At 64.8% G+C, this 24,434-nt stretch carries 21 protein-coding genes; 16 read left to right on the top strand and 5 right to left on the bottom strand.

Annotated elements, in window-relative coordinates:
* Nucleotides 1-157 precede the first annotated feature (157 nt).
* Entirely contained in the window at nucleotides 158-883 is a 726-nt protein-coding gene (locus tag CH285_RS22310) for an SDR family oxidoreductase (RefSeq protein WP_094643656.1), read from the top strand.
* A gap of 30 nt (nucleotides 884-913) precedes the next feature.
* The gene (locus CH285_RS22315) at nucleotides 914-1,921 is read left to right on the top strand and encodes a LacI family DNA-binding transcriptional regulator (protein WP_094643657.1); all 1,008 of its coding nucleotides are present in this window, start codon (nucleotides 914-916) and stop codon (nucleotides 1,919-1,921) included.
* Here CH285_RS22315 and CH285_RS22320 read toward each other — a convergent pair.
* Nucleotides 1,914-2,486: an AAA family ATPase gene (locus tag CH285_RS22320; protein WP_176458637.1), complete on the bottom strand. Its 573-nt coding sequence runs from the start codon at nucleotides 2,484-2,486 to the stop codon at nucleotides 1,914-1,916. The genes CH285_RS22315 and CH285_RS22320 overlap by 8 nt on opposite strands.
* A 74-nt stretch (nucleotides 2,487-2,560) precedes the next feature.
* Here CH285_RS22320 and CH285_RS22325 point away from each other — a divergent pair, with 74 nt between their 5' ends.
* The 4 genes from CH285_RS22325 to CH285_RS22340 all read left to right on the top strand — a co-directional run bounded on the left by CH285_RS22325 (nucleotide 2,561) and on the right by CH285_RS22340 (nucleotide 7,011).
* On the top strand, nucleotides 2,561-3,565 hold the full coding sequence (locus CH285_RS22325; RefSeq protein ID WP_176458638.1) for a LacI family DNA-binding transcriptional regulator: 1,005 nt from the start codon (nucleotides 2,561-2,563) through the stop codon (nucleotides 3,563-3,565).
* Between the two features lie 10 nt (nucleotides 3,566-3,575).
* Nucleotides 3,576-4,931, top strand: coding sequence for an FGGY-family carbohydrate kinase (locus CH285_RS22330; RefSeq protein WP_094643660.1), 1,356 nt, complete (start codon nucleotides 3,576-3,578; stop codon nucleotides 4,929-4,931).
* A gap of 70 nt (nucleotides 4,932-5,001) precedes the next feature.
* Nucleotides 5,002-5,886 carry a tagatose-bisphosphate aldolase gene (locus CH285_RS22335; RefSeq protein ID WP_094643661.1) on the top strand — a complete coding sequence of 295 codons (885 nt, stop codon included), beginning with the start codon at nucleotides 5,002-5,004 and terminating at the stop codon, nucleotides 5,884-5,886.
* Nucleotides 5,887-5,955: 69 nt separating this feature from the next.
* Complete coding sequence (locus tag CH285_RS22340; RefSeq protein WP_094643662.1) at nucleotides 5,956-7,011, top strand: alpha/beta hydrolase; 1,056 nt, start codon at nucleotides 5,956-5,958, stop codon at nucleotides 7,009-7,011.
* Nucleotides 7,012-7,018: 7 nt separating this feature from the next.
* On the opposite strand, the gene CH285_RS22345 is transcribed toward CH285_RS22340, so the two are convergent.
* Nucleotides 7,019-7,417, bottom strand: a complete 399-nt coding sequence (locus tag CH285_RS22345; RefSeq protein ID WP_094643663.1) for a PPOX class F420-dependent oxidoreductase — start codon at nucleotides 7,415-7,417, stop codon at nucleotides 7,019-7,021.
* A 106-nt stretch (nucleotides 7,418-7,523) separates the two neighbouring features.
* On the opposite strand from CH285_RS22345, the gene CH285_RS22350 reads away from it, so the two are divergent.
* Entirely contained in the window at nucleotides 7,524-9,149 is a 1,626-nt protein-coding gene (locus CH285_RS22350) for a long-chain fatty acid--CoA ligase (protein ID WP_094643766.1), read from the top strand.
* A gap of 2 nt (nucleotides 9,150-9,151) precedes the next feature.
* Here CH285_RS22350 and CH285_RS22355 read toward each other — a convergent pair whose 3' ends face one another.
* Both CH285_RS22355 and CH285_RS22360 read right to left on the bottom strand, forming a co-directional pair.
* Nucleotides 9,152-9,439 carry a hypothetical protein gene (locus CH285_RS22355; protein ID WP_094643664.1) on the bottom strand — a complete coding sequence of 96 codons (288 nt, stop codon included), beginning with the start codon at nucleotides 9,437-9,439 and terminating at the stop codon, nucleotides 9,152-9,154.
* Nucleotides 9,440-9,569: 130 nt separating this feature from the next.
* Complete coding sequence (locus CH285_RS22360) at nucleotides 9,570-11,315, bottom strand: TerD family protein (protein WP_094643665.1); 1,746 nt, start codon at nucleotides 11,313-11,315, stop codon at nucleotides 9,570-9,572.
* 338 nt (nucleotides 11,316-11,653) lie between these two features.
* Between CH285_RS22360 and CH285_RS22365 the strand changes: the two genes are divergently transcribed.
* Nucleotides 11,654-11,872 carry a helix-turn-helix domain-containing protein gene (locus tag CH285_RS22365; protein ID WP_255032367.1) on the top strand — a complete coding sequence of 73 codons (219 nt, stop codon included), beginning with the start codon at nucleotides 11,654-11,656 and terminating at the stop codon, nucleotides 11,870-11,872.
* Between the two features lie 142 nt (nucleotides 11,873-12,014).
* Here CH285_RS22365 and upp read toward each other — a convergent pair whose 3' ends face one another.
* Nucleotides 12,015-12,638 carry a uracil phosphoribosyltransferase gene (gene upp / locus CH285_RS22370; protein WP_027497743.1) on the bottom strand — a complete coding sequence of 208 codons (624 nt, stop codon included), beginning with the start codon at nucleotides 12,636-12,638 and terminating at the stop codon, nucleotides 12,015-12,017.
* Between the two features lie 203 nt (nucleotides 12,639-12,841).
* Here upp and CH285_RS22375 point away from each other — a divergent pair, with 203 nt between their 5' ends.
* The 8 genes from CH285_RS22375 to CH285_RS22410 all read left to right on the top strand — a co-directional run bounded on the left by CH285_RS22375 (nucleotide 12,842) and on the right by CH285_RS22410 (nucleotide 24,434).
* Nucleotides 12,842-14,014 (top strand): CaiB/BaiF CoA transferase family protein, encoded by a 1,173-nt coding sequence (locus CH285_RS22375; RefSeq protein WP_032364454.1) that lies wholly within the window; start codon nucleotides 12,842-12,844, stop codon nucleotides 14,012-14,014.
* Nucleotides 14,011-15,591: a carboxyl transferase domain-containing protein gene (locus CH285_RS22380; protein WP_094643666.1), complete on the top strand. Its 1,581-nt coding sequence runs from the start codon at nucleotides 14,011-14,013 to the stop codon at nucleotides 15,589-15,591. The genes CH285_RS22375 and CH285_RS22380 overlap by 4 nt, the downstream gene beginning before the upstream one ends.
* 78 nt (nucleotides 15,592-15,669) lie before the next feature.
* On the top strand, nucleotides 15,670-16,776 hold the full coding sequence (locus CH285_RS22385; protein WP_027497745.1) for a ring-opening amidohydrolase: 1,107 nt from the start codon (nucleotides 15,670-15,672) through the stop codon (nucleotides 16,774-16,776).
* A 105-nt stretch (nucleotides 16,777-16,881) separates the two neighbouring features.
* A complete protein-coding gene (locus CH285_RS22390; protein ID WP_027497746.1) occupies nucleotides 16,882-18,330 on the top strand; it encodes an amidase in 1,449 nt (482 codons plus the stop codon).
* Nucleotides 18,331-18,372: 42 nt separating this feature from the next.
* Nucleotides 18,373-20,091, top strand: coding sequence for a PucR family transcriptional regulator (locus CH285_RS22395; RefSeq protein ID WP_027497747.1), 1,719 nt, complete (start codon nucleotides 18,373-18,375; stop codon nucleotides 20,089-20,091).
* Between the two features lie 21 nt (nucleotides 20,092-20,112).
* Entirely contained in the window at nucleotides 20,113-21,489 is a 1,377-nt protein-coding gene (locus tag CH285_RS22400; RefSeq protein ID WP_094643667.1) for an amidase, read from the top strand.
* 141 nt (nucleotides 21,490-21,630) lie between these two features.
* Entirely contained in the window at nucleotides 21,631-22,773 is a 1,143-nt protein-coding gene (locus tag CH285_RS22405; protein WP_094643668.1) for an XdhC family protein, read from the top strand.
* Nucleotides 22,767-24,434, top strand: a complete 1,668-nt coding sequence (locus CH285_RS22410) for a helix-turn-helix domain-containing protein (RefSeq protein ID WP_094643669.1) — start codon at nucleotides 22,767-22,769, stop codon at nucleotides 24,432-24,434. Before CH285_RS22405 ends, CH285_RS22410 begins: the two co-directional genes overlap by 7 nt.

Consider the following 24,434-nt stretch of genomic DNA (forward strand, 5'->3'; position numbering starts at 1 on the left):
GTACCGTCTTTGAACTGGACAAATGGACGATCTACACCGTTTTCGCGACGGGAACGACGCGCTGCGGTACCGTCCATGACACCGATGACATACGCGTCCATTCCGGGACGGATGACACCGATGACATGACCACTCGGAACAGTGAAGGTAGACCCCCATGGCGAAGTTCGACGGCCGCAAGATCTTGGTGACAGGTGCCAGCGGAGGCATCGGCTCGGCAACCGTTCGACGATTGGTGGCCGACGGTGCCGACGTCGTCGCGTCGGGCCAATCCGTGGACGCGCTCGACAAGCTGGCCGACGAGACCGGGGCAACGCCCCTGGCGTTCGACCTGACGTCCGAGGACAGTGTTCGCGACGCCGTCGCGGGCCTCGAGCTGTACGGGGTGGTCAACTGCGCCGGTTTCGGCGGCGAGATCGCCACGCCTCAGGACACCGACATCTCGATCTTCGACAAGGTCATCGCCATCAACGCGCGCGGCGCTTTGCTGGTCATCAAGTACACCGTGCCGGCCATGATCGCCGCAGGCACCGGAGCCATCGTCAACGTCTCGAGCCAGGCCAGTCTCGTCGCTCTGACCGGACACATCTCCTACGGATCCTCGAAAGCAGCCTTGGACAACATCACTCGGGTCTCCGCACTCGAACTCGGCCGCCACGGCATCCGCGTGAACGGTGTGAACCCGACGGTCGTCATGACGGAGATGTCTGCCTTCTACTGGGGTCGCCCGGAGATCGAGGAGCCGTTCCTGGCGCAGATGCCGCTGGGACGCTGGGCCACCGAAGACGAGATTGCCGCGCCGATTGCCTTCTTACTGAGCGATGATGCTTCCATGGTGACCGGAGTGTCGTTGCCGGTGGACGGCGGCTACACCAGTCGCTGACGGGACGAGGACGAGCAGACGGGGTAGATCATGACCACCATGCAAGACGTCGCGGCGCTGGCCAAGGTCAGTGCCAAGACCGTCTCACGGGTGTACAACAACGACCCGCACGTCGATCCCGATACTCGTGCCCGCGTTGCCGAAGCGCTCGAGTCGCTCAACTATGTGCCGAACACGATGGCGACCTCCTTTCGCAACGGCCAGACGGCGGCCATCGGTGTCGCCGTCCCGGATATCGACGACCCCTTCTTCTCCTCCATCGCACGCGCAGTGGAGGAACGGGCCCGTCAGGACGACATGGCAGTTCTCGTCACCAGCCTCGGTCACGACGGAGATCAGGAACAGGCGTTGGTGGAGTCGCTGCTGCGGAGGCAGTTGAGCGGCTTGATCATCGCGCCGACGGGTGCGGACCACGCATATCTGGAGCGCTGGATCGACAAGACACCGACGGTGTTCGTCGACCGCGCACCCGACGGTCTCAAAGCCGACAGCTTCGTCGACGACGATCACGGCGGGGCGGTATTGGCCACCGATCATCTCCTCGATCTGGGTCATACCCGCATCGCCGTGATCGGCGACAGTGCCGGGATCCCGACCAGCCGCAATCGCTTGGCCGGATATCGAGAGTCGTTGCAGGCCAGGGGAATCGAATTCGACGAGGCTCTCGTCGCTCTGGGTGTGCTGGACCGCGAGGACGCCCGTGTAGCACTGACCGACCTGACCGCACTCGACAGTCCGCCTACCGCACTGTTTCTGTCGAACGCGCGAGTGGCAATGGCCTGCGTGCCTGTTCTACAGCAGGTGAATTTGCTGCATCTGGCGTTCGTCGGATTCGGCGACTTTCCCCTCGCCGATGCGGTGATGCCACCGGTGACGGTGATCGATCAGAACCCGGCTCGACTCGGCCATCTGGCCATCGAACGACTGTTGGGTCGAATCGAGAATCCGGGTCGCCGTTACAAGCGACGCAACATCCTCGGTGTCGAGTTGATCGAGCGCGAATCCTGTACTCCTGGAACCACTCACACCATCAGCTGAGCCCGAGTTCTCGGGCGACGAGATCGGCTTGCTGCGCGGTCGTCAGTTCGGCGTCGACGCGTAGGTGCGGGATGCGCGGCGTCCGAGCAGGCGGATCCACCGGCCTGTGGGCATCGCGATCCGCGCCACGAGCGGCCCGGCGTCGCGCCAGGAGTTCCGGCGATCCGTCGACGTGGATCACCTTCGTTGCAGCAGGGGTCAATTCGTTCACCAGCAGCGTCCATTCGGGCGCGCCCGTCAATTCGCGGGTGAAGGGCGCAACGAGGACGGGCCGCTGACCGAGCTGTACGAGATCCCGGGCAGCGGCGCGCACCACGGCGTAGCGCCCGGCGCGAATCCGCTCCGAATGTGGTCCGGCACTGTTCCAGTGCGGGCCTTCGATCAGCGAATCCAGTTCGTCCAGTAGCGGATTGGTGAGGGTGTCCAGGTCGAGCAGAGCAGTACCGAGACGGCGCGCCAGCTCTCTACCCAGCGTCGTTTTGCCACTCCCCGCCGCGCCGGCAACCACCAGGACCGGCAGGGATTCCCGTTCGATTCCGAGGACGTCTTGACAGACACGAGGCATAGCGGGAATCATACAAGACAACGTTGTCTCGCATACGTGCTACAGCGACACACTTCCTCCGATCGAGAGTTCACGTGACCGAGCGCGCCAGCATCAAAGACGTCGCCGCCTTGGCGGGCGTCAGCTTCAAGACCGTCTCACGCGTCGTCAACGGCGTGGATACGGTCCTGCCGGAGCTACGCGAGCGGGTCGAGGCTGCGGTGCAGACACTGAACTACGTTCCGAACTCCGCCGCCAGGTCCCTTAAATCGGGGTCGGGCAACACCATCGGGATCGTCGTCGACTCCATCGACGATGTCTTCTTCGCATCACTGGTCAGTGCCGTCGAAGATCGCGCACTCGAACACGGGCTCGCCGTCATCGTCGGCAGCACCGGCTTCGATGCCCAGCGAGAACGGGATCAGCTTGCCCTTCTGGCCGGACAACACGTGCGGGGCATCATCCTCGCGCCGGTCGGCGACCACAGTGACTTCCTCGTACCTCGGCGTCGCACACTGCCCACGGTCACCATCGACCGCTCGATCATCGGTTTCGATTCTGTCATCGTGGACGATTACGGTGCCGCCAAGCGAGCCGTCGAGAAGTTGGTGGCAAGCGGGCACACGCGAATTGCTCTGCTCGGCTTCGACGATCGCCTGCAGACTGCGCAGTTGCGCAGGCAGGCGTATCTCGACGTTCTCGCCGATCTCGGCCAAGAGCCGGAGGCCGCGCTCGCCCCTCCGGTATCCCACGCCGCAGATTCGGTGCGGCCTGTAGTGAAGACGCTGCTGGCGCAGCGCAATCCACCGACTGCGTTCTTCGTCGCCAACGCTCGACACGCGACCGCCGTGGTGTCGGTTCTGCACGAGATCGGTCGCACCGACGTAGCCATGGTGTCGTTCGGCAATTTCTCGCTCGCCGATGCCGTCAGCCCGTCGGTGACCTGCATCGACCAAGACCCGTATCGCATCGGCACCCTCGCATTCGACCGCCTGGTGCGGCGGTTCGACGATCCCTATCTCGAACCCGAGCAGCAGATAGCGCCGACCACTCTCGTGGAACGACTTTCACACGCACTCCCCCTACCCGTAGAGAAATGAGAACTACTACGTGAACCCCAGACTTGTTGCGGGACTGGACCTCGGGAGCACCGGCGTCAAAGTACTCGTCACCGACGATGCAGGCACCGAGCTGCTCATCGAGCAGAGTCCCACGCCGTGGCGGCACGGACCGGGCGGAACCACCGACCTGGCCGCGGAGGATCTGTTGTCCACCATCGGGCACCTACTCGACGTGGTCGCTCGCCGGCTGCCCGAGGAAACCGATGACCCGGCCGCCCGCATCGACGCCATCGCGGTGTCCGGGATGGGTGAGACGGGCTTTCTTCTCGATGAAGACAACGTTGTCCGGGCACCGGCCTTCGCGTGGTTCGATCCGCGTGGTCAGCAGCAGGTCGACAACCTGCCGGCCGAATTGCGCGATCAGTTCGCCGGCAAGACCGGGCTTCCCGTCGGCGTTCAGGTCTCCGTCGTCAAGATCGCCCACCTACGAGACAACGGACTGAGCCTGAACGGGCTGCGCTGGTTCAATCTGCCGGAGTTCGTCGTCCTGTCCCTCGGCGGTCGTGCGGTGGCCGACTACTCGCTGAGTTCGCGCACCGGACTACTCGATCAGGACAGCGGCGAACCCTGGTCGGAGATGTTGGCGCACCTGGGTGTCGGAACCGACTTCATGCCACCCCTGGTCGACGCCGGAACCGATCTCGGAATAGCCGACGCATCAACACTTCCCGAGTCCATCGCCGGCGCTCGTCTGACTGTGGCCGGTCACGATCATCTCGTGTCCGCGGTGTCCGGCGGAGCTATCCCGCACGACCGATACCACGTGTCCATGGGCACTGCCGAGGTTTTGCTGCGGGTGCTCGACACTCCGTTGACCACCGACGCGCGGAGCAGGCTGGCCGAACACCTCATCAACTCGGTGCGCCACGTGGTTCCGGGCCAACATGTGCTCGTCGCGGGAGTGAAGACCGGCTTGCTGATGCGACGGGCGTTGCAGCTGTGCGACATCAGCGATCGTGCCGGCCGCGACCTACTGGACCAGCGAGTGTGCGCTCTGCCTCCAGGTGGACCGTTCACCGACGGTGGTATCGACATCGCCGGTGCCCGCAACGACGACGGCGTTCTGTCCATCACGGTCCGGACCGACGGGATCGATTCGGCCGAGCTGTTCCGTTCGATTCTGTTGCACGGCAACGACGAAGTGGCTCGACTCATCGAGGCACTCGACGCCGAGGTGCCGCCGGCCAGGACGACATTGCTCACCGGCGGCTGGGCCGGGATGGCCAGCGTGCGAGACGCGCGAGCTCAGGTGCTGCCCGGCGTCTCGGTCTCGACCCGATCCCAGGACACCGCCTACGGTGCAGCGCTGTTCGCTGCCCGCCTACTGACGCTCATAGAAATCTGAGCCCATATTTCTGCAGTGAGACAACGTTGTCCCACTCGCGCTCGACCCCAACACCCACCAGGAGAAGAAGATGAACGAACTCACCACCCTCGAACGTCGCGGAATGGCTGCCATTTCCACCGAAGACGGCAACATGCTCATCGTCGCGGGAGATCAGCGCAACGGCATGAAGGCCGTCATGAAGGACGCCGTCGACGGGCCGGGCTCGATCACCGTCGAGCAGCTCGCCGAGGCCAAAGCTGATCTGGTTCGCTACCTCGGCAATCATGCGCCGGCCATCCTGCTGGACCCGGAGGTGGCACTGCCGAAGATCGTCGATGACGGTGTGCTTTCGCGGGGCACCGCTTTGGTGGTCGGCATGGACGCGTCGGGCTTCGAGGAGACCGACGGTCTGCGCTACACCCGTTTCGTCGACGGCGTGACCCCGCGCGTCGTGCGTGACCTCGGCGGCGATGTCGCCAAGATGCTGTTCTACATGCGCCCCGAGCAGCAGGGCGTCGATTCCCGTGTTGCCGAGGAGATCCGTGACCTCGTCAAGGCTTGCTCGGCCGAGGGTCTGCTGCTCATCGTCGAGATCTTGACGTACCAGCTCGAGGGCGAGTCGGACGAGGACTACAAAGCCGGCTTCGGCAAGATCATCGCTGATTCCACGCGCATTTCGGTCGAGTGCGGTGCCAAGGTGCTCAAGCTCCCCTACCCCGGTTCCGCCGAGGCCTGCGCTGCCGTCACCGAAGCGGCACAGGGTGTTCCGTGGGCCGTGCTGTCGGCGGGCGTCGATCACGAGACGTTCATCGAGCAGGTCCGCATCGCCGTCGCCAACGGTGCACGGGGAGCGATGGCAGGCCGGTCACTGTGGAAGGACAGCATGGCTGTCTCTGCCGAGACCCGCGAGGATCTGCTCACCAACCGCGCACTCCCCCGGCTGCGTGAGCTGAACGAGGCCGTCGACGCCTGATCCGCGTCTTTCGACCGAGCCCGTGGGCGAACACGGGCTCGGTCGACGCCGTCTGGGTACCGTGAACCCATGACGGAAGACTCGAAGCACATCGATATCGTTGCCGCGCCCGGAGTGTTCGCCGACCTGCAGACCGCGCAAGAGCTGGTCGCGAGGGCGCTGTCCGCCCGCGGTCTGTCGGGCGGAATTGTCGACGCTGCAACCGGTTCCGATGAGGTTGTCGTCGTTCCCTGCGATGGAGCGCAGGTCGATACGTCGTTGTACAGCAGCGTTGTTCGCGTCGACTTCGGTCAGTGCGCGCCGGATCGTTCCGAGGGGATTCGCGCACACATCCGGGGCCGCGGTCTCGACGGCCTCAGGTTCGCGATCGACAGTCTCTACTTTCACCGCTTCCACCCCGGCACGATCGTGACGTACGGAGATCACCCCGAGCAACGCGTCGAACTGCGGATGCCCGAAGGCGTTGGCCCGTTCCCCGTCGCCGTACTGATTCACGGCGGATACTGGCGTTCGAGGTGGGAATTCGACCTGATGGATGCGATGGCGGTCGATCTGACCGCACGCGGCTACGCCACCTGGAATGTCGAATACCGCCGACCCGACGAACACGGGTGGGATGCGACGACCGAAGATGTCGCGGCTGCTCTCGCCGCGCTGGAGACGGCACCCGCCTCGCTGGATCTGTCTCGAATCGTCCTGATGGGTCATTCCGCGGGAGGTCAACTCGCCCTGCGGCTTGCGGCCGATTCCGTCGGCAAACCTGTGGCCCCTGCCCTGGCGTTGAGTCTGGCCGGGGTGCTCGACCTGAAAGTCGGCGACGAGCGGTGGCTCGGGGAGGGTGCGGTATCGAACGCGATCGGTGCCCGTTATGCGGAGGCGCGACGCATCTACGAGGAGTCGTCACCGATGTCTCGGCTGCCCCTCGGCGTTCCACAGCTGGTGGTGTCCGCAGTGGGCGACGATCCCAATCTCCTCGAGATCAGCCGCGCGTACTACGCCGCCGCATCCGCGGCTTCCGATTCCGTTGCTTCGGTCGAAGGACCGGGCGGGCACTTCGCCGTCGTCGATCCCACGTCGGAGATCTGGGTCGACATCGTTGCGGCGGTGGATGCTGCCCTGATGTGAACCGACCTCAGTCGGTGGTGATCGACAGAATCACCCGCGGCTTGCGGCGTCGAGCGATGATCAGTTCGACGAGCATGACGATGCGGTACTCGATGCCGTATTTCTTCTTCAGCACCGATGTCGGTCTCGAGGCGGCGTCTCCGGTGACGATGGTTGCCGAGCCGGTTACCGCCACGGCGTCATCGGGCACCGCTCCGCGCCGACTGCACGGGCGGAGCTCCACGCGATCGGAGTTCTTGATGCGCTTGACCTTGCCGCTCTCCGCGGGAGTGATGACGACCAGGTTGTCGCCGTCTCGGGCGATCCACACCGGCGTCGATACCGGCGCACCGGATCGACGGAAGGTGGTGAGCGAAACGAATGCCTCGTCGCCAAGGGCACGAGCGTCATCCGAAGTAGTGGCCATGAGTACCAAGTTACGCACCCTCCTCGCGTCGAGTCCGTAGTGTGCATGTTGTGACGCGGAGCACAAAGACGTGCAGCCGCGCCGGGACATCGAAAGCGAGATCGTCGTGAAGAGCACCATGCAGGACACCCCACTGTCCATCGGCCAGCTGGTTCGATTCGGGACGTCAATCCACTCCTCGGCCGAGATCACCACGTGGACCGACACCGGACCCACCACGGTGACATTCGGGGAGTTGGGCAGGCGGGCAGCACAATTGGCTCACGGCCTGCGGTCGATAGGGATCGACGACGATCAACGAGTCGCGACGTTCATGTGGAACAACGCCCCGCACATGGAGGCCTACATGGCGATTCCGGCGATGGGCGCAGTGCTGCACACTCTGAACATCCGACTCTTCCCCGAGCAGCTCACGTACATCGTCAATCATGCCGAGGACCAGGTGATCATCGCCGACGCCAGCCTGCTCCCCCTGCTGACGCCGTTGCTGCCGACGTTCGAGACCGTGCGACATCTCGTGGTCGTCGGGGTCGACCCGGCGCAGGTCACTGCACCCGACGGTATCGAGGTGCTCGGCTACGAGGACCTGTTGGCCGGCAAACCGGAGGAGTTCGATTGGCCCGAACTCGACGAACGATCAGCTGCCGCAATGTGTTACACCTCGGGCACCACCGGCGATCCCAAGGGGGTCGTGTACTCGCATCGCTCGATCTACCTGCATTCCATGCAGGCGTGCATGACCGACGCGATGGCAATTGCGCAGTCCGACAAGGTGTTGGCCATCGTGCCGATGTTCCACGCGATGTCGTGGGGGCTCCCGTATGCGGCGCTGATGGTCGGTGCGTCCCTGATCATGCCCGACAGGTTTCTGCAGCCGGCTCCGTTGGCAGAGATGATGTCGACGCTTCGTCCGACGGCGGCGGCTGCTGTCCCGACGATCTGGCAGGCCCTGCTCGCTCATCTGGACGAGCATCCGGCGGATCTGTCGAGTCTGCGTGATGTGGTGGTCGGCGGTGCCGCATGCCCACCGAGTCTGATGAAAGCCTTCCACGAGAAGTACGGCGTACACATCTCGCAGGCATGGGGCATGACCGAGACCTCACCGCTCGGCACCTCCGGTAGGCCCGACGCGGGACTGTCGCCGGAAAACGAGTTCGACTTGCGTTGCACACAAGGCAGATTCGTTGCCGGAGTTCGGGCACGACTCGTCGACGACGCCGGAACGGTGTTGCCGTGGGACGGCAAGACCGTCGGCGAGCTCGAGGTCCGTGGCCCGTGGATCACCGGCAGCTACTACCGCGCTGACGCGGACGACAAGTTCGACGACGGTTGGCTGCGAACCGGTGACGTGGGCACCATCTCCGAGAACGGCTACCTCCGGCTCACCGATCGCTCCAAGGACATCATCAAGTCCGGCGGTGAATGGATCTCCTCGGTGGAACTCGAGAACCAGGTGATGGGACATCCGGCTGTTCGTGAGGCTGCGGTCATCGGTGTGCCCGACCCGAAGTGGGACGAGCGTCCACTGGTCGCTGTCGTCGTCCGCGAGGGTGCGTCGGTGACGGCCGAAGAACTGAAAGAGTTCCTCAACAGCCGCGTCGCGCAGTGGCAGTTGCCGGAACGATGGACCTTCATCGACGAGGTCCCGAAAACGAGCGTCGGCAAATACGACAAGAAAAGGCTGCGGAGTTCCCACGCCGACGGGGCGTTGGAGGTCATCGAACTGGTGTAGGACTAACTGCTCCAACCCCAGTTGTAGGGGTTCACCACGATTCGGTACCAGGTATCGGTGTTCTCGACGTTGGTGCACGGCACCACGATGTACGACTGCGACGCCTTCTCGAGTGACAGCGCCTTGTTGCAAAAGTATTGCGCGCCTTCCCCGGACTGCTCGGCGCGATAGACAGGACCGTAATGCCATTCGTCGGCACTGGCGGTCGCAGCCCCCATGGTGGTGCCGGCGGCGAGCGGAAGCGCCAGAAGTCCGGTCAATACTGCAATGCGTCGGCTGGTGCGGTTCATTCGAGGGCCTTTCGTGGCGGCACGTCCTGCACAACGTCGCCGGCCGTGGTCCGGCCACCGACTCGATCCGTTCATTGGTGACGTCGCTCGACGGCCGAGTCGCGTTACCGGTCGACGCGACGCAGCGCGACTACCCATCGACCTCCACGCCGAACCGCACCGCCAATTCTGCCAATCCGTCGTCGTAGCCCTGACCGATCGGCCGGAAGCGCCAGCCACTCCCGCGGCGGTAGATCTCTGCGAGCAGCATCGATCGTTCCGTGGTCGCGGCATCCAGCACCGCTGTCGCGACCGCCGAATCGAGTCCATCGAGCGACACCGATACCGCGCCTAGGTCACCGAATGTGTGGTCACCGTCGATTGCTGCGGCGACGGTGATACGCACGCAATCCTCGGGAACGAGTGAAAGGTCGATCCGCACACCCTGTTCGCTGTCACCATCGATCGACATCGAGACGGCACCGTCCGAGGTGACCGGAGCGTTGTAGAACACGAAATCCTCGTCACTGGCGACCAATTCATCGTCGGACAGCAAGAACGCGACTACATCTACACCGACCCGATCGGAGTCGTCGGCACGCCAGGAACTGTTGACCGTCAGCACTGCCTGATCAGGGTCGAGGTCGACGACGCCACCCCGTGGCACCAACGGAGCGATTCGGGACCGCCGAGCAGGGAGCGGCGCGGGAACTTCGATATTCAGTTCTCGGTCGATCGCTGCCGGTGTCAGCAACGTGAGATCCCGTTCCTTCACTTTCGGCATCCGCGGGTCTCCATCGCCGCCGTCCAAGATCAGGATGTCGGTCACGCCGGCGCTGAGATTCACAGCCGGTGTCGCACCGAGTTGGATCAGGCGCGACCGCATGAGTACCGACTCGGCGTGCGAACCGCCCATGACCAAGACCCTTCTAGTCTGCCAGGGCTTGACGACTGGATCGGGCTGCTGCTCGGCTGGTTTCGGCTGGGTCTGCGGCCGAATACCTTTCGGCGTTCCTGGCTGCACATTCCGGAGCAAGTCGAGCAATTCCGACTCCGAGATGATGCGAAGGCCATGGGCGCGCGCCCTTTCGACTTTTCCGCTTTCCGTTGTGGGATCCGAACACACCACCACACTCGTGAATCGACTGACGGAATTCATCACGTCCAGTCCGGCTTCCGTGAGCTGAGCGGCCAAGCGCAATCGCGGGATTCGCGTGTCGCCGCTGATCACGACTCGCATGCCCTGAACGAGACCGCCGTCCTCGGCAAGTGGACCTGGGTTCTCCCACGCGCAATGTGTGCGGGGAACGGTATCCGGATACAGCGTCAGACGCTCGGTGCACGTGACGACTGGAAGGGGAAGTTCGAGCGACCTGGCCAGCCGAGCGCTGTGGGTGAACACCTGCGCCAGCACTAGGGCATCGTCGTAGGCGTCGTGCGCATTGGACTGCAGCACTTTCCAGTGCGCGGCCAGGGTGGACAGCTTGTGGTTGGGAGTATCGAGTTGTAGTCGCCTCGACAATGCCACGGTGCACAACCGTTGCTTCGTCGGCATGTCGATGCCCGCACGCATCGATTCGAGCTTCAAGAACCCGTGATCGAAACTCGCGTTGTGCGCGACCAAAGTTCGACCATCCAGCAGATCCATGAGTTGCGGAGCGATCATGTCGAACGTCGGCGCACCGGCAAGCCGTTCGGGCGTCAGTTTGTGAATGTGCACCGGGCCAGGATCGCAACCCGGGTTGACCAGAGTCGACAGTTCGCGTCCGACACGTCCGTCCTCGTCGACCGTCAGAGCGGCCACACTGAGCACTCGATCACGGGATGCCTTCAGACCCGAGGTCTCGACATCGACGACGACCCATTTGTCGCTGCCGGTTCTAACCGAATTCTTCACAGGATTACCGCTTTCGACCGCATCGGACAATGAAGGCCACTATGCCGCACGAGATGCTGCACGCGAGTCGACTTCGGGCCAACACCTACGGTTCCTGGCCACCGACGGCCGTTCCACAGCACATTGGCGTACCTCGGACCATCGGTCCGCTTGCCAACGCACGCATAGCGAGCCCTTCTCCTGCGAGACGACGTTTCCACACTTTCTGCCTGCTAGAGCAGGCATAGGGGCTCATTGTCGGCAGAACCTTCGGCTAAGTTCCAACATGCATGCCAGGGCAAGCACAAGGAGCGATGATGGCGGAACCGCGACGACGAGCCCGTGAGCACTCGTGAGAACTGGCCGCAACGTTCGTCGCGCGTCGCCATCAGTTGCGCATGACCCAAGCCGAGTTGGCGTTGCTCGCCGGGGTGGGTCGTTCCACCGTTCAAGCACTCGAAGGAGGAAAGAACACAGTGCAGCTCGACAGCGTGGTCGCGGTCGCGGATGCTCTGGGGTGCGATATCGCACTGCTCACGCGCGCCGGATCGTTTGTGCCACCGCTGGATTCGACATGATTCAAGCATTCGAACTACGAGAGGTCGATGCAGCCGATGCCTACCAGGGAAGACCCCTCCCCGATTGACTGACCCGCTCGGGAAACGACATGGTGTTTCGATACGACAGCACTGACCTCGACGACTCCTCTGCGTCGGATCGTCACCGAGGCCCGAATTGACGGTCTCCCGCATCCCCCAGTCCTGGCACGATGATGCCCTGATCGTTGAGCTCATCATCGACGGCGGCACACACCACACGGACGGGATGTCCTGACTTCTCCAGCGCTGCAAGGCCTTCAGGTGTGACGACGACGCACACGACGACCACGTCGGTTGCTCCACGTGCGACGAGCAAGTCGATCGTCGCGGTCATGGACCCGCCCGTGGCCAACATCGGGTCGAGAACGAACACCGGTGTGCCGGCGAGATCTGCGGGCAGCGACTCGAGGTACGGCACCGGCTGCAGTGTCTTCTCGTCTCGTGCCATGCCGATGAATCCCACACCGGATCGCGGAATGAGCGCACTCGCCTGCTCCACCATGCCCAGCCCTGCCCGGAGAACCGGCACGAGCAGAGGTGGGTTCGCCAACCGAACACCCGTGGTGCGGGCAACCGGGGTGTCGACCTCGAAGGTGTCCACCGGGGCATCACGCAAAGCCTCGTACACCAACGTGTGTGTCAGCTGCCGCAGCGCCGAACGGAAGGTCGCGTTGTCACTGTGCACGTCGCGCATCGTCGTCAAAAGCGCTGCGGTCAAGGGATGGTCGACTACGTGGGTATCCATGGTCGCAGATTATGGGCCCCTCGTCGGCCATCCGTCCACACGGCTCGCGCTCGCTCGAACTGTCCGAAAGCGACCCCTCAGCGTCGGCAACTTTTGCCCACGACGGGGCCGCGACCGGCACGTTGACTCGGACGCATGACGCTTCGCAACGATCGATTCGAGTTCGACACCGACATCGCTCCCCTGTCTCGGAACGCAATCCGATGACGGTCGGACCGCTCTCCGACTGCCTGGTCGTCGACCTGTCGCGGGCACTCGCCGGACCCCATGCCGCGATGATGCTCGGGGACCTCGGCGCGCGAGTGATCAAGGTCGAATCGCCCAGCGGCGGTGACGACACGCGAAGCTGGGGCCCACCCTTCGTCGCCGACGACGAGGGCGATCGACACTCGACGTACTTCCTCTCGTGCAATCGCAACAAGGAATCCATCGCACTCGACCTGAAAGCTGTCGACGGCCGAGAAACGCTCACCGCATTGATCCGCCGCGCCGACGTACTCGTCGAGAACTTCCGCCCCGGCGTTCTCGCTCGCCTCGGCTACAGCATGGAGGCATTGCACGAGCTGAATCCCCGTCTGGTGATCCTGTCGATCACCGGTTTCGGCCACGACGGGCCAGAAGGCACGCGCCCCGGTTACGACCAGATCGCTCAGGGCGAAGCAGGATTGATGTCCCTGACCGGGCCGTCGAAGGACGAACCCACTCGGGTCGGCGTTCCCATCGGAGATCTGCTCGCCGGAATGAACGGCGCATACGGCGTCGTGGCCGCATTGCACGAGCGCAACACCACCGGACGCGGCCGCGTCGTGCGAACCAGCTTGTTGGCCTCCATCGTCGGGGTGCACGCATTTCAAGGCACTCGCTACACCGTGGCCGGCGAGGTGCCCCGCCCCACCGGCGGACATCACCCGTCGATCTGCCCGTACGGTCTGTTCCACTCGTCCGAGGGTCTGGTTCAGATTGCCGTGGGCAGCGAGGGATTGTGGCAACGCTTCGCTCCCGCATTCGGACTGGACCGTCCGGAGTGGGCCACCAACCCCCAACGCGTCGACGACAGAGAGGCCGTCATCGCCGCTGTCGATGCCGTTTTCGCGGACTGGCCGACCGACAAACTGCTCGGACTACTCGGTGAGCTCGGCATACCGGCCGGACGCGTCCGTGATCTGGCCGAGGTCTACACCTGGGAACAGACACGGTCGCAGGGACTGATGATCGACGTCGATCATTCGGCCCTGGGCACCATCACGTTGCCCGGCCCACCGCTGCGCATGGACGAGGATTGCGAGGGTGCCGCGATGCGCACGACACACGCGGCCCCGCCGACCCTCGACCAGCACGGCGACTCGATCCGCGCCTGGCTCGAGACGACACCATGACCCGCACCGGCGCGCCGGCACGGCTCGGCGCACTCGAACTCGTCGAGATGGTCGTCGACGCCGGCAGTTTCGTCCGGTGGGACACCGACCCGCTTCCCCCGATCGGGGTGCACGGACCGGCGGATCAGGGCTATCTCGACGAGCTCGCCGCGGCCCGTGAAACGAGCGGCTGCGACGAGTCGGTGTTGACCGGCGAAGCCACCCTCGCAGGGCGCCGGGTGGCACTCGTCCTGTGCGAGTTCGGGTTTCTCGCCGGCTCCATCGGAACGGCGGCCGCCGAACGATTGGTACAGGCCGTCGAAAAGGCGACAGCAGAACAGCTTCCGCTGCTCGCCTCGCCGACCTCCGGCGGAACACGGATGCAGGAGGGCACGGTCGCCTTCTTGCAGATGGTCAAGATCTCGGCGGCTATCGCTGCACACAAGTCGGCGGGTCTCGCCTACGCCGTCTACCTTCGCCATCCCACGACCGGAGGAGCACTTGCCTCGTGGGGCTCTCTCGGCCACGTCACTGCGGCCGAACCGGGTGCGCTGCTGGGCTTTCTCGGTCCGCGTGTGTACCAGGCGCTGTACGGCGAGAAGTTCCCGGAGGGAGTGCAGACAGCCGAAAACCTCGCTGCCCGTGGCCTCGTCGACGCGGTGGTCCATCCCGAACAACTCCGTGAGGTTGCCATTTCGGCCCTCGCCGTCCTGTGTGCGCCACACGAGCCACCTCCGCCGGTTCCGAACATCCCGTTGGAGCACCTCGACGATGTGCCTGCATGGGAATCCATCCGTCGTTCTCGACGACCGGAACGGCCGGGAGTACGCCACCTCGTGCGATCGGCAGCGAACACGGTGACGACGTTGCAGGGCACCGGAGCCGGTGAGATCGAACCCGGTTTGTTTCTGGCCCTTGCCAAGTTCGGGGCCTCGGCGTGTGTCCTTCTCGGCCAGGACCGCACTTTCGCCGATCAGCCGTTGGGTCCCGCCGGCCTCCGGGAGGCACGACGCGGAATGCGGCTGGCGGAAGAGTTGCAACTTCCCCTCGTCACAGTCATCGACACTGCCGGTGCCGCGTTGAGTAAGGAGGCCGAAGAGGGTGGCCTCGCGGGCGAGATCGCCCGCTGCTTGGTCGAACTCACGACACTGAAGGCACCGACGATCTGCCTGCTGCTCGGCCAGGGAGCCGGCGGCGGCGCACTCGCACTGCTCCCCGCCGATCGGGTGCTGTGTGCCCAGCACGGTTGGCTGTCGCCACTGCCGCCGGAGGGTGCATCGGCGATCAAGTTCCACACCACCGACCGCGCAGCCGAGATGGCAGAAGAGCAGGGAGTGCGCAGCCTGGACCTGCTCCGTAACGGCGTCATCGACCGGATCGTGGCCGAACGGCCGGATGCCTCCGACGAACCTGCGGCGTTTCTGTCTCGGCTCGGGACCGTGCTCGAACACGAGTTGGCCGTACTCCTTGCCGCCGACCCTGCCGCGCTGGCGACCTCACGGTTGCAGCGCTACCGCTACCTGGTGATGTCCGATAACCAAAAAAGTGCGCTGATTGGGCAAAGCTTGCCAGTGCACCCCCGGTCCAACGGTCGATAACGTTCGTGGGGCGAGCCCCCGCCGCGCGAACGCCGGCCGACTCTGCAGTACCCACAGATCCCGATGAAGGAGATTTCAGTGCCCGACGCAATCGAGGTCCGCAAGGTCCCGCTCCACAACGTGTCCGATGCCAGCGAGCTGGCGAAGCTCATCGACGACGGGGTGCTCGACGCCGACCGGGTCATTGCAGTCATCGGTAAGACGGAAGGCAACGGCGGAGTCAACGACTACACCCGCATCATCGCCGACCGAGCATTCCGCGAAGTGTTGTCCGCGAAAGGAACTCGCAGCGCACACGACGTCGGCGAGGTTCCGATCGTCTGGTCCGGTGGCACCGACGGAGTCATCAGCCCCCACGCCACCATCTTCGCGACCGTACCGTCGGACAAGGCAGTGCAGACCGAGGAGCCGCGCCTGACGGTCGGCGTCGCGATGAGCGAGCAGTTGATGCCCGAGGACATCGGCCGCACCGCGATGATCACCAAAGTGGCTGCGGCAGTCAAGGATGCGATGGCCAACGCAGGCATCACCGATCCCGCAGACGTGCACTACGTGCAGACCAAGACCCCGCTGCTGACGATCCACACCATCCGTGACGCCAAGAGCCGCGGCAAGACCGTCTGGACCGAACAGACGCACGAGTCGATGGATCTGTCCAACGGCGGCACCGCTCTCGGTATCGCTGTCGCGCTCGGTGAGATCGATATGCCGACCGACGAGGACGTCATGCACAGTCGTGAGCTGTACTCCTCGGTGGCCTCGTGCTCCTCGGGCGTCGAGTTGGACCGTGCGCAGATCGTCGTCGTGGGTAACACTCGCGGAATCGGCGGCCGGTACCGCATCGGACACAGCGTGATGAACGACGCGCTCGATCAGGACGGCATCTGGAACGCGATCAAGGATGCCGGTCTCGAACTCCCCGAACGGCCGCACACCAAGGATCTGGACGGCAAGCTCGTCAACGTCTTCCTCAAATGCGAAGCAAGCCAGGACGGTACGGTCCGTGGACGGCGCAACGCCATGCTCGACGATTCCGACGTCCATTGGCACCGCCAGATCAAGGCGTGCGTCGGCGGCGTCACCGCAGCAGTGACCGGCGACCCAGCGGTCTTCGTATCGGTCTCGGCAGCGCACCAGGGCCCCGAAGGTGGCGGCCCCGTCGCCGCGATCGTCGACCTCGGATAACGCCGGTTTCGATATCGAACAGCGCCGCGCGAACCCGACAGTCTCGGGTTCGCGCGGCGTCCGGCCCTCCCTGCTTCTGCGTCTCTCTCGAACGAAGGAACCACCATGGCAACCACCGTCGGACCCGCTGCCGAACTTCTGATGTCCGACGCGGTCGAGCTCAGCGGCAAGATCAAGCGCCGCGAGGTCTCGTGCGTCGAGACCATGACGGCGTACCTCGACCACATCGAGGCACACAATCCGACGGTCAATGCCATTGTCGCCCTGCGTGATCGCGACGAGCTGCTGGCCGAGGCACGCGAGCGAGATCGGCAGCTCTCGGACGGACAGTATCTCGGGTGGATGCACGGATTTCCCCATGCGGTGAAGGATCTGTCGGCAGCCCGAGGGCTACCGTTCACATCGGGGTCACCGATCTTCGCCGATCGCATCGCTGAGGCGGACGATCTGTTCGTCGCCCGCGTGAAAGCGGCCGGTGCCATCGTGATCGGCAAGACCAACACACCGGAATTCGGGTTCGGATCTCAGACGTACAACCCGGTGTACGGAACCACCGTCTCGCCCTACGACACCTCGCGCACTGCAGGCGGAAGCAGCGGAGGTGCGGCGGCAGCATTGGCCCTGCGCATGCTGCCCGTCGCCGACGGCACCGACTACATGGGATCGCTGCGCAACCCCGCAGCCTTCAACAATGTGGTCGGCTTTCGCCCGTCGTGGGGACGCATTCCCGAGCCCGGCTTCATCGCACAGGGCGCGGTCGCCGGACCGATGGGCCGATCGGTCACCGACGTCGCACATCTGCTGTCGACGATGGCGGGCCCGGATGCCAACGCGCCCCTCGGAATCGACGAGGATCCGGAGATCTTCACCCGCACTCTCGAACGCAGCTTCCGCGGTGCCCGCATCGCGTGGGTCGGAGACTGGAACGGTCACCTGGCTACCGAACCCGGTGTCCTCGATCTGTGCGAGTCGTCGTTCACCGTCTTCGAGGACCTCGGCTGCGCAGTGGAGAGCACCGTGCCGTCGTACGACCCGGCGAAAATCTGGGACTCGTTCCTGACGTGGCGGTGGTGGGCGCAGCTCGGGATGGCCGATCTGTACGAGAACCCGCGCACGAGGGAGCTGATGAAGCCCGAAATGCTGTGGGAGATGGAGCATGCCGTCGCATTGACCGCACTCGATGTCACCAAGGCAGCGCAGGCTCGCAACGACTGGCAGAGCGCACTGACGACATTGTTCGAGACCTACGACTTCGTTCTCGCGCCCACCGCTCAGGTGTTCCCGTTCGACAAGGACCAACATTGGCCGCAGTCCATCGCGGGTCGACCCATGGACACCTATCACCGGTGGATGGAAACGGTGGTGCCCTGGACGATGACCGGTGTTCCTGCCGCCGCCGTCCCGGTCGGGTTCGACGATCGCGGTCTGCCGATGGGTGTTCAGATCATCGGCAGGCACGGTGCCGACCGGGCGGTTCTGCAGCTCGCCTATGCCTACGAGCAGGCCTCGCGGTGGGTCGAGCGCGTTCTCCCGCCGGCACTGCACGTCGGCTGATCCCCCGCCGTCGCGACATGCCCTACACAGTATTGTTGAACAATGGATGACATGGTCGGTGCGCTTCGGCCACGAGTACGAGACTTCCCGGCGTCGGCGAGTTACGCGCTCACCGTCGCAGAATTGCTTGCACTCCCCAGCCTCTCCGGGTCCACTCTTGTTGCGGGCGAGCAGGGACTCGAGAATGTGGTTCGACGCGTCAACGTCATCGAAGTTCCCGACATCCTGCCGTGGGTGAAACCGAACGAACTGCTGTTGACAACGGGTTTCCCACTGCGGCATGCAGATTCGGGCCGCCCGTTCGATGCCGGTGCCCTGGTGGAGCTGGTCGAAGGACTTGCCGAACGCGGTGCGGCCGCGCTCGGAGTCAAAGAAGGACGCTACTTCGGAGACGTGCCCGCTGCGATGATCGAGGCAGCAGATCGACTCGGCCTGCCGCTCTTCCTCATTCGCCGAGATGTCGGCTTCGACGAGGTCATCTCCGAGGTGTTCACCCACCTCGTCGACCGGCAGGCGTGGGCGTTGGATATCGCCGATCGCATGCATCGAGCCCTGACCTCGATCGTGCTCGAAGGCGGCGATCTACCGCAGATCGCCGACGAGGTCGCCACGCTGTTCGAGGCGACGGTACTCATCTGCACTCCGGACGGTCGAGTCCAGGCCACAGCAGGAGCAGACGCAGAACTCGCGGCTTTGGAAGAGATGCCGCTGTTCGACCCGTCCGGTCGCCTGCTCACCGAACGACTCCACGAAGGCCTGCAACCGGTCCCGGGCGACAGCGGGCACCGCATTGCCGTCGCACCGATCATCGCGGGCGGCACCGACCACGGACTGATCGTGGCGGTGGCCGCCGCCGAACGACTCGGTCCCGTCACGATGCAGTCCCTCGAACGCGCGGCCACGGTCGTGGCGTTGGCGGTCATCAAGAAGCTTGCTGTCTCTGCCGTCGAGTCCAAGTTTCGGGGCGACTTCCTTCGGGACGTCCTCAACGGCGCAACCGAATCCCCCGAACAGATCATCGAGTACTGCGCCCAGCTCGACTGGGACGTGGACCGCAGCATGGTCGTCATCGTTGCCCAATTGGACGAGATCGCCGAGGTTGCCGTGAGCAATTCGGTGAAGCCGGCCGTGTCCGGCCGCCTGCCACAGGAGCGGCTGACCGCGGCGTGGCAGCAGGTGGTGCGCAGGCGCGATCGACGGGCTCCCGTCGTCGGGTTCAGCAACGAGGTCGTCACGCTCATGCCGGCCGAACCCGGCACCGAACGGGACGTCGTCGAGGATCTGATCGCCTCCGTCGCCGGAGACAAGGGCGGCGGACGAAACTCGTTCGGCGCGGGCGTGAGCCGCGTTATCGACTCCGTTGCCGACATTCCGCGCGCCTACGATCAGGCCCGCAAAGCAGTCGTCGTAGGACGCCGTATGCGCGGAAACGGATCGGTAGCGCATTTCGACGGCCTCGGCGTGCATCGACTGTTGTCACTGGTCACCGACGGAGCCGAGCTGCAGGCCTTCGCAACCGAGGTGTTGGGCTCACTCGCGGGCGACGACGCCGATGCCGTCGACCTGCGCCAGACGTTGCAGGCGCTGCTGGACACCAACTGCAACGTGGCAGAGACCGCCCGCGTCTTGCATTTCCACTACAACACACTCCGCTACCGCATCGGCAAGCTGGAGTCCATCGTCGGCCCGTTCACCACCGATCCGATTCTGCGCCTGGATGTAGCCTTGGCGCTGCGGGTCGCGGAGATGAAGGGGCTGTGACACCACCCGAGGAGACACCCAGTGCCTGAGGGCAATTCGATCGGAACCGACGCCGTCGCACTCGCGGCAGCAGTGCGCGCCGGCACCGTGTCCGCGCGCGAGGTGACCGAGCAGCACCTCGAACACATCGGCCGAATCAACACCGAGCTGAATGCGATCGTCACCGTCGCAGCCGAATCGGCACTGCTGGCAGCCGACGGAATCGATGCCCGCATCGCCCGCGGCGAGCGGGTCGGCGACCTCGCCGGAGTGCCGTTCACGGTCAAGGACCTGATCGCCACCGCAGGCGTTCGCACCACGGCGGGTTCACATGCGCTCGCGGACAACGTCCCTCGCGTCGACGCTCCCGCCGTTGCTCGGATGCGCGCCGAGGGCGCAATCCTGATCGGTAAGACCAACACACCGGAGTTCGGTGCCAGCGGACTCACGCACAACGACCTGTTCGGCTACACCGTCAACCCGCTCTCGCCTACCGGCATGAAACTGTCTCCCGGTGGCAGCAGCGGCGGCGAGTCGGCGGCCATCGCGTCGGGCATGAGTGTGGTGGGACTGGGCACCGATTTCGGTGGTTCGGTGCGGTGGCCCGCGCACTGCACCGGTCTGTGCTCGATCAGGCCGACACCGGGCCGAATCGACTCCGAGGGGCAGTATCCCGGTGTCATGAGCGACAACCGAGTGCTGACGAATCCGGCGACCATGCACGGCACCGTGCAGACCATCGGACCCATGGCCCGCACTCTCGACGACGTGATCCTGTTGCTGCGCGTGCTGTCGCAGCCGCAATACACCTGGACCGACCCTGCGAGCGTGAACCTCCGCGAGCTCGATATCCGTTGGGCGACAGGTGAAGGCACGATTCCGGTCGATGCGGAGATCCGCGCTGCCGTCGAGGCCGCAGCTCTGCGCACAGAGCCGTTCGTCGGATCGGTGACGCCGTACGAGGGCACCGCACTACACGGCGCTCATGAGCTGTTCACACAGATGCGGGCCTGCGAAACCCAAACGGACATCGAGCAATACGGCCCCGCCGAGTTCAGCGCCAACATCCGGGCCATCCTTGCTGCCGTCCGAACCACCACGGCCGCAGACGTCGAGGCACTGTGGGCTCGACGCGCCGAGATGCAGCACCAGCTGGTGTCCACGATGGGCGACGTCCTGATACTTCCCGTCGCATCGATTCTCGCTCCGCCGCTCGGTGAGACGAGCTTCGAGGTCGACGGTGCAGCTCTGTCGTGGTCGCAGGCGCTGGCGAGCAGCCGAGCGATCAGCATCCTCGGGGTGCCCTCGGTGGTGATTCCCGTTGCCACCTCCAGCAGCGGTCTGCCGATCGGGGTGCAGATCATCGCCAAGCCGTGGCACGAGCATCACGCTCTCGCCGTCGCCGCTGCTCTGACGTAGCCCGCGCGGTCCGGCCACCCGTACCGCGACGGCAGGTTCTTACAACGACCCGCTGTCGATTTGGTCGAAATGTGTTTCATGGTCGGCCCGCGCCAGCAACTAGCGTGATGGGCATCACTCATCCGGTCGAAAGGCGGCGGCATGCGCGACATTCTCGACGACGTGGCCCCGTGGCTGCGCGAACGTGAGCCGTTCGCCCTGGCCACGGTGGTACATACGTGGCAGTCCGCACCGCGCCCCGCGGGTGCGGCCATGGCAGTGGCTACGTCCGGTCAGGTCGTCGGCAGCGTCTCCGGCGGCTGCATCGAAGGTGCCCTGTACGAGCTGGCGAACGACGTCCTCGCCGACGGCATGGCCAGGAGCGAGACCTACCGGGTAGCGGACGACGACGCGATCGGCGTCGGCCTCACGTGCGGCGGCACCATCGAGGTGTTCGTTCGTCTCATCGACAGCGACGCGTGCGCCGCACTCGAAGACGTCGCTCGTCTGGTCTCGAGCGGCGAGCCGGTGGCCGTGCTCACCGACCTCACCACCGGGGCCCCGACGCGACAGGCGGTTCTGGGAGCGGAGGCAACCGTCGATCCGGACGGTCTCACCGACATCGAGTCCGACGGTTCGAGCGTGAGTCTCGCCGTTCTCGACCGACTACACCGCGGCGAGTCCGGCCTGGACATTCACTTCGTCGACGACGGCGCGCGATCCGTCATGGTCGAGTTGTTCGGGCCACCGCCCCGGATGTACGTGTTCGGTGCCATCGATTTCGCCGCCGCGATGTGTCGCCTTGGCACGTTCGCCGGCTTCGCCGTCACCGTCGTCGACGCCCGCCCGGTGTTCGCCACCCGAGCACGATTCCCCGACGCTCATGACGTCGTGGTCGCATGGCCGCATACGTTTCTCGCCACCGCGCCGGTGGACGAGCGCACCGTCATCACCGTTCTCACACACGACGAGAAGTTCGACATTCCCTTGCTCGAGGTCGCGCTACGTAGCGGTGCCGCCTATGTGGGTGCACTGGGTAGTCGTGCCACGCACCGCCGACGGGTGGAACTGCTTGGCGAGCGCGGGGTGACCGAGAACGAACTCGCCCGGCTGCACTCCCCCATCGGTCTCGACCTGGGTGCCTCCACTCCCGCGGAAACTGCGGTCTCCATCGTGGCCGAGATTCTTAAGGTCTCGCGGCGCACCACCGGGCTCGAATTGCGCAGTCTCACCGGTCCGATTCATCGCGACGCCGCCGGGGCAGTCGACGCGACGTCACCCACTCGATCGGCCGTGCGGTGCTGACACTGCACGACGAGCAACGCTCGACCACCTCGGAAGCACCGCATACCGTCGAGACCGTACTGGGCTCGAACCTGCTGGAGCACGCCACGCTGCTCGCCGGTCGCGCCGGCCTCGGACGGCCGGTACGCAGAATCAATCATGTCGACGACCCCGCCGGCATTCGGTTCTGGATTCGGCCGGGTGACCTGTTGTCCACGACGAGCGAGGCCCTCACGCACCTGACGGAGCCGACGGCAGCGCTGCTGTCCCGAGCGCATTCCCTCGGCGTTGCCGGGATTCTGGTGCGGGTGGACGACGACATCGCCGTTCCGGACAGCGTCGGCGTGAGTGCCGAGACACTGGGCCTGCCGCTGGTTCAGGTCTGCGGCGAACTCGACCCCGGGCACGATCTCACCGCGGGCCTACGCGACAACGCAAAGACGCAGGCACGAGCGATGTTTCGGTCCGAACGTCTGCGCCGGGCATTGACCGACATCACGCTCGCCGGCGGCGGGGTGGCACAACTGGCATTCGCAAACTCGGTCGAATGCGATGTGGCAGTGTCGATCACCACGGTGGACGGACGCGAACTTGCCTCGGCAGGCAGTGACGACGAACTGTCCGCCCTCCGCACCAGCACCGCCCTCGATCCCACCGGAAGACTGCGCACCGACTCCGTCGACGGCGGCCTCGGTCTTCGTTCGCAACAGGGCAATTCGATCGCGGTATGCGCCATTACTGCCAACGGAATCGACCACGGACGCATCGTTCTGTTCTCCTCACGTCGGCCTTTGACGGAATCGGACCTGCACACTGCCGACGCGGCCGCAGGCGTGTTGGCGATGGTCGTCACTCGCGATCTCGCGCTGTCAGCAGTCGAGGAGAAACACCGATCGAATTTTCTGCGCGATCTTCTCCTGGGCCGAGGCGGCGAGCACGCACACGCGGTGGCGCATGCTCGACGCTTCGGCTGGGATCTCGGCAGGCCGGTGGTGATCGTCGCGATCGAACCGATCCCACACCTCGACGACGAACCGACGCCCGGCCGCAGGCCACTCGTCGATCGGCAGATGTCGGCTTTCGCAGGGGCTCTGGCACAACGAGATCCGCAGGCCGCCATCGCCGCCCTCGGCACCGAGACCGTCATCATCATGGGCGAACGTCCGACGACGGTCGCGGACGTGCACGAGATCGTCGAACGAGTGCACGGAGACGGCGGCGGTGGTCGGCAACCGTTCACGGTCGGGATTTCGCGTCCGTGCACCACGGTGGCCGACATCCCCAGCAGGTACGGCCAGGCGCGTACCGCGTTGAAGGTCGGCCGGCAGGTATCCGGGGACTGGGCCGTCACCACGTTCGACGAACTCGGCGTGTTCCGACTACTGAGCCTGGTGGACAACGTCGACGAGCTCGAATCGTTCACCCGGGAAACCCTGCACGACCTCGCCGGACACGACGACGAGGCACGCGACATGCGCAGAACGCTGGAGACGTTGCTGGCCACCAACATCAACATCGCCGAAACCGCTCGGGCACTGCACTTTCACTACAACACCTTGCGATACCGAATAACGAAACTCGAAAAGATACTGGGCCCCTTCACCGATCGCGCCGATCTACGCCTGGATCTTTCCCTTGCGCTGAAAATCATGGCCATGCGCGGAACCGACCACCACATGTGA

The organism is Rhodococcus sp. 05-2256-B1, from assembly GCF_002258465.1.
In the GTDB taxonomy this organism is placed as follows: Bacteria; Actinomycetota; Actinomycetes; order Mycobacteriales; family Mycobacteriaceae; genus Rhodococcoides; species Rhodococcoides fascians.